Source organism: Corynebacterium sp. HMSC076G08, from assembly GCF_001811515.1.
GTDB classification, from domain to species: Bacteria; Actinomycetota; Actinomycetes; order Mycobacteriales; family Mycobacteriaceae; genus Corynebacterium; species Corynebacterium hiratae.
In genome coordinates, this window is sequence record NZ_KV805087.1 from 114,882 (window position 1) to 115,664 (window position 783).

General features: G+C 57.6%; 1 protein-coding gene. It reads left to right on the forward strand.

All coding sequences use genetic code 11. The annotated features are described in order from the left end of the window. On the forward strand, positions 1 to 783 hold a 783-nt coding region (locus tag HMPREF2806_RS13680), incomplete at both ends, for an HNH endonuclease (protein ID WP_070517934.1).

Genomic DNA, 783 nt, shown 5'->3' on the forward strand with positions numbered 1-783 from the left:
CTGGCACACCCGATGAGCTCCGCGCGCTCGGCGCTGACCCAGCCGACGCCACCGAACTTGCCGGTCTGCACCAGGTGTACTTCGGCCCCACCCGCTACACCGGCAAACAGAAAAAGGCACGCGCTGCCGCCATTCAACAACGCCACAGCCTAGGCACCCTCACACTCATTGAAACCTACGTTTCAAAAGTAAAGAAAACCCTCGACGCCTGGAACCTGAGAGTCAGACTTACCGCCACACCCGCACACCGCATCCCCACCGTCGCCGCCACACGCCTGAAAGAACTGCGTTCCAAACGCATAGCCAAACCAGGGGTGCGCATCACCTACCGCGCACAAGGCCCCAACACCCTTTCCATTACTGACGATGCCACTACGATTGCCAACATGCGCGGTGTCCTCGAATCCACCAACACCACCGACCTGCTTCAAGCCGCCAACGACGTCTTCTTCAAAGAGGGCACCGGTTCCAAGCCTGCGGTGCGTACCCAAGTCATCGTCACGTTAAACGAGTTGGACCAGATCATCAACGGCGACGGGGACGAAATAGAGCTCAACCTGACCAACGGTGGGCGCATGACAGGGGCCGAGTTCTTAACCCACAAGTTTGCCGAAATAGGCTACGCCACCATCGTTCACCCCATTGAAGGGCCCATTAACACCTGGCGGCTAGAACGAGGGGCAAACTTCAAACAGCGCCTTACCCTGCACGCTGAATTCCACACGTGTTCAAGACCTGGGTGTAATAAGCCAGCTGATTACTGCCAAATCCATCACCTCATCC